An 8,776-nucleotide genomic window follows, 5' to 3' on the forward strand; every position below is an offset into this window, starting at 1 on the left:
GGCCGGAAGGGCGCGAATTCACCGAACGCCACCTTTCTTCATACACACCGCCCGCTCCCCTTGGCCCGTCCCGGTTCCTCGTTCGTCTGCCAGGCCTGTGGGGCCAGGACACGGCAGTTCTTCGGCCGCTGCGCCGGCTGCGGTGGCTGGAACACGTTGGTCGAGCAGAGCGAGCCGAGTGGCGACAGCCGCCGCCGCCGCCCGGTGGCGGCCGGCCCCGCCCCGGGGGCTGACGGGGCCGGGGCGCCGGGCCGGCCCCGCCGCTCCGAACCGATCCAGGCGGTGGGGGACCGGCCCCTGCAGCGCCTGGCCAGCGGCTACGGCGAGCTGGACCGGGTGCTGGGGGGCGGCCTGGTGCCCGGCTCCCTGGTGCTCCTGGGGGGGGACCCGGGCATCGGCAAGAGCACCCTGCTGCTGCAGAGCGCCCGGGCCATGGCCGCCAAGGCGGTGGTGCTCTACGTCAGCGCCGAGGAGTCGGCCCAGCAGGTGAAGCTGCGCTGGCGGCGCCTGGCCGAGGACGGCTCCGGTGTGCCGGCGGAGGATGGCAAGGGCGAGGGCCTGCGCCTGCTGGCGGAGACCGATCTGGAGCTGGTGCTGCAGGAGCTGGAGACCCTGCGGCCCGAGGTGGCGATCATCGACAGCATCCAGGCCCTGCACGACGCCGAGCTGGGCAGCGCCCCCGGGTCGGTGTCCCAGGTGCGGGAATGTGCCGCCGCCCTGCAGCGCATCGCCAAGCGGCAGCACACCGCCCTGGTGCTGGTGGGCCATGTCACCAAGGAGGGGATGCTGGCGGGCCCCAAGGTGCTCGAGCACCTGGTGGACGCGGTGCTCACCTTCGAGGGGGACCGCTTCGCCAGCCACCGGCTGCTGCGGGCCGCCAAGAACCGCTTCGGCGCCACCCACGAGCTGGGGGTGTTCGAGATGCGGGGGGCGGGGCTGGTGGAGGTGAGCAACCCCAGCGAGCTGTTCCTGGCCGGGGATGGCCCCAGCCCCGGCACCGCCACGATCGTGGCCTGCGAGGGCACCCGTCCGCTCCTGGTGGAGATCCAGGCCCTGGTCAGCCCCACCAGCTACGCCAGCCCCCGGCGCACCGCCACCGGCATCGGCACCAACCGCCTGCACCAGATCCTGGCGGTGCTGGAGAAGCACATGGGCCTGCCCCTGTCCCGCTTCGACTGCTACCTGGCGGTGGCCGGCGGCCTCGAGGTGGAGGAGCCGGCGGCGGATCTGGGGGTGGCGGCCGCCGTGGTGGCCAGCTACCGCGACCTCACCCTGCCGGCGGGCACGGTGCTGCTGGGGGAACTGGGCCTGGGGGGCCAGCTGCGGCCGGTGGGCCAGCTGGAGCTGCGCCTGCAGGAGGCGGCCCGGCTGGGGTTCGCCCGGGCGGTGGTGCCCCGGGGCAGCGCCCTGGGGCCGGTGGCGGCCGGCCTGGGCCTGCAGCTGCTGGAGGCGGCCACGGTGGCCGAGGCCCTGGTGGCCGGCCTGGGGGTCAACCCCGCCGATTAAGCGCGGCCCCGCCTGCGCGCCTCAGAAGTAGACGTCGACGTTGCTGCGGCCGGACGACTTGAGCCAGTTCTCGATGTCCAGGTAGCCGCCCGGGTAGAGGCGCACCGCCTTGGTCCAGTGCACGGCCGCCTCGTCGAACCAGCGGTCGGCCGCGTCCTGGTCGCCGGTCTCCTCCGCCAGCCGGCCCCACTTCTCGTAGATCAGGCCCATGTTCTTGAGACAGGAGGGGGAGTTGCCGTTGGCGTCCAGGGACTGGCGGTAGTAGTCGAGGGCCTTCTCCTCCTCGCCGTTGCTCATGAAGATGATCGCCATGTTCTTGAGGATCTCGCCCCGGTCGATGCTGTTCTCCTCGAGCTTGAGGGCCTCCTCGTAGTTCTCCAGCGCCTCGGCGTAGTCGCCGTCGTTCTGGGCCGAGAGGCCGTCGCGGTAGTAGACGTAGGCCTCCTTCGCCTTGGGATCGATCGGCAGCAGCTTGACGATCAGGTCGGCCATGACCGTGAAGCTCTTGTCGATGAAGTTGTCGTTGCGCTGCGAGCGGGGCAAGGGTCCAGGTCCGGATCGTCCCCCCATCCTGCCTCGGGCGGCCGGGGCAGGGGCGTGACGGCTCCCTAGCCTGGGACCCCGGCCCCCCGCTCCGGCACCCAGCCCCGGCCCCCACCGCTTGAGCGCCATCCCCCCCGCCAGCAGTCCCCGCGAGCCGTTGCTCCTCGATGTGGAGGGCATGAAATGCGGCGGCTGCGTCCGCGCCGTGGAACAGCGCCTCCTGCAGACCGCAGGGGTGCGCCAGGCGAGCGTCAACCTGCTGACCCGCACGGCCTGGGTGGATCTGGAGCCCCGGGTCGACGGGCCCGACGGCGCCCCCGTGGATCCCCTGCCCGCCCTGCTGGGCAGCCTCGAGGGACTGGGCTTCCAGGCCCGGCTGCGCCCCCAGGAGCCGGAGCCGGCCAGCCAGCGGGAGCGGCGCCAGGCCGAGCAGTGGTGGCGCCACTGGCGCCAGCTGCTGGTGGCCCTGCTGCTGCTGCTCGTCTCCGGCCTGGGGCACCTCGCCGATGCCGGCCGGCTGACCTGGGGCGGTCCCTGGCCGCTGCTGGGCAGCCCCTGGTTCCACGCCCTGGTGGCCACCCTGGCCCTGGCCTTCCCCGGCCGGCCGATCCTGGTCCGCGGCATCCGCTCGGCCCTGGCCGGGGTGCCCGGCATGGACACCCTGGTGGGGCTGGGGGTGGCCAGCGCCTACCTCTCCAGCCTGGTGGGCTGGCTGTGGCCGGCCAGCGGCTGGCCCTGCTACTTCAACGAGCCGGTGATGCTGCTCGGCTTCGTGCTCACCGGCCGCTTCCTGGAGGAGCGCGCCCGCTACCGCACCGGCCGGGCCATCGAGGAGCTGGGCGCCCTCCAGCCCGAGCATGCCCTGCTGCTCCTGGGCGACGACCCCCCCCGCCAGGTCCGGGTGGGGGGTCTGAGGCCGGGGGACCGGCTGCGGCTGCTGCCGGGTGACCGGGTGCCGGTGGACGGGGTGGTGCTGGAGGGCTGCTCACGCGTCGATGCCTCCAGCCTCACCGGTGAGTCCCGGCCGCAGGCGGTGGAGCCCGGCAGCGAGCTGGCCGCCGGCCTGCTCAACCTGGAGAGTTCCCTGGTGCTGGAGGTGCGCCGCAGCGGGGCCGACAGCGCCATCGCCCGCATCGTGCGCCTGGTGGAGCAGGCCCAGGCCCGCAAGGCTCCGATCCAGGGGCTCGCCGACCGGGTCGCTGGCCGCTTCACCTCCGTGGTGCTGCTGCTGGCGCTGGCCACCCTGCTGTTCTGGTGGCTGTGGGGAGGCCGGCACTGGCCCGAGGTGCTCACCATGGGCGCGGCCGTTGGCCACGGGGCCCATGGCCATGGCGTCCTGGCTCACGGGGGTGGGGCCGCCGGCACGCCCTTCAGCCTGGGGCTGCAGCTGGCCATCGCGGTGCTGGTGGTGGCCTGCCCCTGCGCCCTCGGCCTGGCCACGCCGACGGCGATCACCGTGGGCTCCGGCCTGGCGGCCCGCTCCGGCCTGCTGTTCCGGGGCGGCGATGCGATCGAGACCGCCTCCCGGCTGGAGGCGGTGCTGTTCGACAAGACCGGCACCCTCACGGTCGGGCGGCCCCTGGTGACGGATGTCCGGGTGCTGGGGGCGGACCCGGGAAGCCCCGAGGAGGGGGCCGGCGCCAATGGGCTGGTGCAGCTGGCGGCGAGCCTCGAGCAGCACAGCCGCCATCCCCTGGCCCATGCCGTGCTTCAGGAGGCCCAGTGCCGGGGACTGCCCCTGCTGGCCGTCGGCGAGGCCCGGACCCTCCCCGGCGACGGGGTGCAGGGGCTGGTGGAGGGCTCCGGCCTGGTGCGGGTGGGCCGGTTCGAGTGGCTGACGCGCCTGGGGGTGGGCGGGGAGCCCGCTGCCACGGCCCTGCAGCAGGAGCTGGAGGCCGATGGGGCCACCCTGCTGGCGGTGGCCGCCGAGACACGGCTGCTGGGACTCCTGGCGGTGGCGGACCGGCCCAGGGCCGATGCCGCCGCCACCGTCACCCGGCTGCGGCGGCTGGGGCTGCGCCTGGGTCTGCTCAGCGGCGATCGGCGCGCCAGCGTCGAGGATCTGGGCCACCGGCTGGGCCTGCGACCGGAGGAGCTGGCCTGGGAACTGCGACCCGAGCAGAAGCTGGAACGGCTGCTGCTGGCCCATGGCCAGGGGGCCGTGGCCATGGTGGGTGACGGGATCAACGATGCCCCCGCCCTCGCCGCCGCCGACCTGGGCATCGCCGTCGGCACCGGCACCCAGATCGCCCAGGAGAGCGCGGCCCTGGTGGTGATGGGGGAGGGGCTCGACGGCATCGTCCGGGCCCTGGAGATCGCCCGGCGCACCATGGCCAAGGTCCGGCAGAACCTGGCCTGGGCCTTCGGCTACAACCTGGTCGTCCTGCCGATCGCCGCCGGTGCGCTCCTGCCGGGCTTCGGCCTGAGCCTCTCGCCCGAACTGGCGGCCCTGCTGATGGCCTTCAGCTCGATCACCGTGGTCGGCAACGCCCTGCTGCTTCAGGGTCTGCCCACGGATCCCGCGCCATGAGCGGGCGCTTCCTGGTGCTGGAGGGCATTGACGGCTGCGGCAAGACCACCCAGATCGAGGCCCTGCGCGCCTGGCTGCCGCTCAGCGGTCTGATGGCGCCCGGCTCCCGGCTGGTGGTGACGCGGGAACCGGGCGGGACGGCCCTGGGCCAGGCCCTGCGTGCCCTGTTGCTGCACCCTCCGGCTGGGGTCGCCCCCTGCAGCCTCTGCGAGCTCATGCTCTACGCCGCCGACCGGGCCCAGCATGTCGAGGAGTGCCTGCGTCCCGCCCTGGCCGCCGGCGACTGGGTGCTGAGCGATCGCTACAGCGGCTCCACCGCGGCCTACCAGGGCCATGGCCGCGGCCTGCCCATGGCCACCATCCACCAGCTCGAGGCGATGGCCACCGGCGGCCTGGAGCCCGATCTCACCCTCTGGCTGGATCTCCCCCTGGCCGGTTCCCTCCGGCGTCGGGGAGACCGGCCCGCCGACCGGATCGAGGCCGCGGGCGAGGCCTTCCTGCAGCGGGTCAGCGACGGCTTCGCCAGCCTGGCCGCCGAGCGGGGCTGGCAGCGGGTCGAGGCCGGCGGGCCGATCGAGCAGGTGACGGCCCGCTGCCGCAGCCTGATCACGGAGCACCTGGGCGCCGGCGGCGGACGGGCCCATGGCTGAGCTGTTCGCCGATCTGGTGGGCCAGCCCCAGGCGGTGGCCCTGCTCACGGCCGCCCTGGAGCGGCGCCGGCTGGCACCCGCCTACCTCTTCGTCGGGCCCGAGGGGGTGGGCCGCCGGCTGGCGGCCCTGCGCCTGCTCGAGGGGGTGCTCGCCGGTGGCAGCGCCGGGTCGGTGCCGCTGCGGCGACGCCTGGCGGAGGGCAACCACCCCGATCTGCTCTGGGTGGAGCCCACCCACCTGCACCAGGGCCGGCTGGTGACGGCCTCCGAGGCCGAGGCCCAGGGCCTCAGTCGCCGCAGCCCCCCCCAGCTGCGCCTGGAGCAGGTGCGGGAGGTGACCCGTTTCCTGGCCCGCCGTCCGGTGGAGGGGGAGCGTTCCCTGGTGGTGCTGGAGACGGCCGAGGCGATGGCCGAAGCGGCCGCCAATGCCCTGCTCAAGACCCTCGAGGAACCGGGCCATGGTCTGCTGATCCTGCTCACGGCGACGCCGGACCGGCTGCTGAGCACGATCCGCTCCCGCTGCCAGGCCATCCCGTTCGCGCGCCTGCCCCCCGCCCTGGTGCGCCAGGTGCTGGCGGCCCTGCCGGCGGCGGAGGGGGCTGGGGAGGGGACGGCGGAGGGGGCTGGAGCCGATCCCCCCGAGCTGCTCGCGCTGGCCGCCGGCTCCCCCGGGGCCCTGCTGCGCCACCGTCGGGTCTGGCGGAGCCTGCCGGAGGGCCTGGCCGACCGCCTGCTGGCCCTGGGACGGGAGCCGCTGGAGGCCCTGGGCCTGGCCCGTGACCTCAGCGAGGCCCTCGATGGCGAGCAGCAGCTGTGGCTGCTCGACTGGTGGCAGCTGCACCTCTGGCGGCGGCGCCAGGAGCCGGCGCCCCTGCGCCGCATTGAGCAGCTGCGCAGCCACCTGCTGGCCTACGTGCAGCCGCGGCTGGCCTGGGAGGTGGCCCTGCTCGACCTGGGCCGCTGAGGGGCCCCGTCAGGCCACCGCCCCTTCGCCGGTCTTGGGAGCGGCGGTGAGCTTGGCCTCCCTGGCGCTGCGGATGGCGGCGGCGAGGCTGTCCAGCTGATCGGTGGGAGGCAGCTCGAGGCAGTATCCGGCCCCGTAGACCGTCTTGATGAAGCGGGGTTTGCGGGGATCGGGCTCAAGCTTGGTGCGCAGGTGGCGGATGTGGACGCGGATGGTCTCGATGTCGTCGTCGGGCTCGTACCCCCAGACCTCCTTGAGGATCAGGGAGGGGGCGACGGTCTGGCCGTGGCGCTGCAGCAGGCAGTGGAGGAGTTCGAATTCGGTGTGGGTGAGGCGGACGGGGGCGTCGAACCAGATGGCCTCGAAGCGCTCGGGGACGAGGGTGAGGCAGCTGAAGCTGAGGATCTCGTTGTGCTTGGCCGAGAGCGGGGCGCGCTCGCTGCGCCGCAGGAGGGCCTTGACCCTCACCATGAGCTCCTCGAGATCGAAGGGCTTGGTGAGGTAGTCGTCGGCGCCGGAGTTGAAGCCGCTCACCTTGTCCTTGGTGCTGCCGAGGGCGGTGAGCATGAGGATGGGGATCTTGGCCGTCCGCTCGTCGCGGCGGAGACGCTGGCAGAGGGTCAGACCGTCGACCTTGGGGAGCATCAGGTCGAGGAGAATGACATCCGGGCAGTACTGAACCGCCAGGGCCTGGCCCTTGATGCCGTCGGCAGCCCGCTGGACGTCGAAGCCGCCGTGCTCGAGATGGCCGGCGACGAGGTCGAGCATGTCGCCGTCATCTTCGATGAGCAGGATCGAGGGCTTCATGGGAGGGGGCGAGGCGTGGCGAGGCGTGACGTCGTGGTGCCTGCGGGGTTCACGGGCACGAAGCAGAATAGTGTCGCGGTCCTGCTGGAGCGCGGCCAGTGACAGGGTGCAGGTGCTCCCCCTGGTCGCGCCTGGGGATCCGGCTCAACGCCCGGCTCGCTCCGGCCGATGCCGCCGGAACGGGCCCTGGAAACGGGCGGATCTGGATGGAGAAACTCCCCGGGCGGGATTCGAACCTGCGACCAATCGGTTAACAGCCGACCGCTCTACCACTGAGCTACCGAGGAAAACACCCGGCGGACCGGGATCCGAAGACCTTACCTTTCGGCCCCGCCGGCGGGCAAGGGGGCCAGGGAGCGGCGCAGGCTTTCGCCGCTCTGCCAGGGGCCGATCGTGCCGGCTTCCATACGGGCGGCCCCGTCGCAGCACTCCAGTTCCTCGAGACGGTGGGTGATCCACAGCGCGGTGAGGGGGGAGGGGCTGCGATGGCAGAGCCGATGGATCAGCTCCAGCACCTCCTTCTGGCTGTCCGGATCCAGCAGGGCCGTGGGTTCATCGAGCAGCAGCAGCGTGGCGGCGCTGGCCAGGGCGCCGGCGATCGCCAGCCGCTGCTTCTGGCCGCCGCTGAGGGTGTGGATGGGGCGCTGCTGCAGTCCCGCCAGGCCCACCTGGGCCAGGGCTGAGGCCACCCGCCCGGCCCGGGCGCCGTCGTCGAGCCCATCGGGGAGCGCCAGCTGCAGATCGCTGCCGCAGCTGGGCAGCAGCAACTGGTGGTCGGGGTTCTGGAACACCAGGGCCGGCCGGCCCTGGCAGCTGATATGGCCCGCCGTGGGGGTGAGCAGGCCGGCGATCAGGCGCAGCAGGGTGCTCTTGCCGCTGCCGTTGCTGCCCACAAGCATCCAGAGGCCCGGCCCCGGAATGCTCAGCCGGCAGTCGCGCAGGGCCGGGGCCCCTTCGCCCCAGCCGAAGCGGAGTCCCTCGATGTGCAGGGGCGGCTCGACCGCCCCGGAGGTCGCCGCTGCGCTCAAGGCTCGAAGCTGAAGCCGGGACGCTTGCCGCCGCCGGCGACCGACGACTTCTCATAAATCTGCACGGCGACGATCTCGCCGCTCAGGAGGCTGACCCGCTTCTGCTCGTCCTTCTCGCAGGTGAGCTCAAGCACCTTGGGGTGCCCGCTTTCGAGCGCCTGGCGCACCTCCCCGTACAGGGCCCGGGCGGCCTCCAGCTCCTTGCGCTGGACGGCGACGGGCATGGGGCTGAGCCGGAGGGAGATCTCGACGACGTACATGGTGGAAGCTGCTGGGGGCCGGGACGGCGGGAAGGGCTGGCCCGGCCACTCTGGCGAATCGTCGGGCGTCGGGGAGGTGTGGGTACTTGTACTCAATCGCTGATCGCGACGCCCCCCTCGGACGCGCAGAAAGGGCGTTCTCTTTTAAAGTCGGCTTGTAAAGCTTCGTGAAGCACCTCCCATGACGATCGCCCTGGGGCGCGCCCCTGCCACCCGTGGATGGTTCGACGTCCTCGACGACTGGCTCAAGCGCGACCGCTTCGTTTTCGTGGGGTGGTCCGGTCTGCTGCTGTTCCCCACGGCCTATCTGGCCCTGGGCGGCTGGCTCACCGGCACCACCTTCGCCACCTCCTGGTACACCCACGGCATTGCCAGCAGCTACCTGGAGGGCTGCAACTTCCTCACCGCCGCCGTCAGCACCCCGGCGGATGCCATGGGGCACAGCCTCCTGCTGCTCTGGGGCCCGGAAGCCCAGGGTGACTTCGTCC

Annotated in this window: 8 protein-coding genes, 1 tRNA gene and 1 pseudogene; 5 read left to right on the top strand and 5 right to left on the bottom strand. The window is 73.1% G+C overall.

The genetic code is table 11. The features are described 5' to 3' along the window. Window positions 1–60 precede the first annotated feature (60 nt). Window positions 61–1,506, top strand: coding sequence for a DNA repair protein RadA (gene radA / locus L107_RS11110; protein ID WP_159818821.1), 1,446 nt, complete (start codon window positions 61–63; stop codon window positions 1,504–1,506). A gap of 21 nt (window positions 1,507–1,527) precedes the next feature. On the opposite strand, the gene L107_RS11115 is transcribed toward radA, so the two are convergent. Then, a complete protein-coding gene (locus tag L107_RS11115) occupies window positions 1,528–2,049 on the bottom strand; it encodes a photosystem I assembly protein Ycf3 (RefSeq protein WP_106219282.1) in 522 nt (173 codons plus the stop codon). A 118-nt stretch (window positions 2,050–2,167) separates the two neighbouring features. Between L107_RS11115 and L107_RS11120 the strand changes: the two genes are divergently transcribed. Genes L107_RS11120 through L107_RS11130 form a run of 3 tightly spaced genes read left to right on the top strand, consistent with a single transcriptional unit; the run spans window position 2,168 to window position 6,193 of the window. Further along, complete coding sequence (locus L107_RS11120; RefSeq protein WP_159818823.1) at window positions 2,168–4,579, top strand: cation-translocating P-type ATPase; 2,412 nt, start codon at window positions 2,168–2,170, stop codon at window positions 4,577–4,579. After that, complete coding sequence (tmk, locus tag L107_RS11125) at window positions 4,576–5,229, top strand: dTMP kinase (RefSeq protein ID WP_159818825.1); 654 nt, start codon at window positions 4,576–4,578, stop codon at window positions 5,227–5,229. Before L107_RS11120 ends, tmk begins: the two co-directional genes overlap by 4 nt. Further along, complete coding sequence (locus tag L107_RS11130) at window positions 5,222–6,193, top strand: DNA polymerase III subunit delta' (RefSeq protein WP_159818827.1); 972 nt, start codon at window positions 5,222–5,224, stop codon at window positions 6,191–6,193. The genes tmk and L107_RS11130 overlap by 8 nt, the downstream gene beginning before the upstream one ends. 9 nt (window positions 6,194–6,202) lie before the next feature. Here the strand turns inward: L107_RS11130 and L107_RS11135 are convergent, their stop codons facing one another. The 4 genes from L107_RS11135 to L107_RS11150 all read right to left on the bottom strand — a co-directional run bounded on the left by L107_RS11135 (window position 6,203) and on the right by L107_RS11150 (window position 8,288). Beyond that, window positions 6,203–7,000 (bottom strand): response regulator transcription factor, encoded by a 798-nt coding sequence (locus L107_RS11135; RefSeq protein ID WP_159818829.1) that lies wholly within the window; start codon window positions 6,998–7,000, stop codon window positions 6,203–6,205. A gap of 215 nt (window positions 7,001–7,215) precedes the next feature. After that, window positions 7,216–7,287 (bottom strand) — tRNA-Asn (locus tag L107_RS11140). A 30-nt stretch (window positions 7,288–7,317) separates the two neighbouring features. Continuing rightward, on the bottom strand, window positions 7,318–8,028 hold the full coding sequence (locus L107_RS11145; RefSeq protein WP_159818831.1) for an ABC transporter ATP-binding protein: 711 nt from the start codon (window positions 8,026–8,028) through the stop codon (window positions 7,318–7,320). After that, window positions 8,025–8,288: a hypothetical protein gene (locus tag L107_RS11150; RefSeq protein ID WP_106219276.1), complete on the bottom strand. Its 264-nt coding sequence runs from the start codon at window positions 8,286–8,288 to the stop codon at window positions 8,025–8,027. The genes L107_RS11145 and L107_RS11150 overlap by 4 nt, the downstream gene beginning before the upstream one ends. A 181-nt stretch (window positions 8,289–8,469) precedes the next feature. On the opposite strand from L107_RS11150, the pseudogene L107_RS11155 reads away from it, so the two are divergent. Next, window positions 8,470–8,776: pseudogene (locus L107_RS11155) on the top strand (photosystem II D2 protein (photosystem q(a) protein)); the annotation flags it as partial.

Origin of the sequence: Cyanobium sp. Copco_Reservoir_LC18 (assembly GCF_009834675.1) — a bacterium.
Classification (GTDB): domain Bacteria; phylum Cyanobacteriota; class Cyanobacteriia; order PCC-6307; family Cyanobiaceae; genus Cyanobium; species Cyanobium minutissimum.

What these genes read in the sequence shown, in the direction of transcription:
- L107_RS11130 (WP_159818827.1), top strand. Translation starts at nt 5,222, where the DNA reads ATGGCTGAGCTGTTCGCCGATCTGGTGGGCCAGCCCCAGGCGGTGGCC.
- tmk (WP_159818825.1), top strand. Translation starts at nt 4,576, where the DNA reads ATGAGCGGGCGCTTCCTGGTGCTGGAGGGCATTGACGGCTGCGGCAAG.
- L107_RS11150 (WP_106219276.1), bottom strand. Translation starts at nt 8,288, where the DNA reads ATGTACGTCGTCGAGATCTCCCTCCGGCTCAGCCCCATGCCCGTCGCC.
- L107_RS11135 (WP_159818829.1), bottom strand. Translation starts at nt 7,000, where the DNA reads ATGAAGCCCTCGATCCTGCTCATCGAAGATGACGGCGACATGCTCGAC.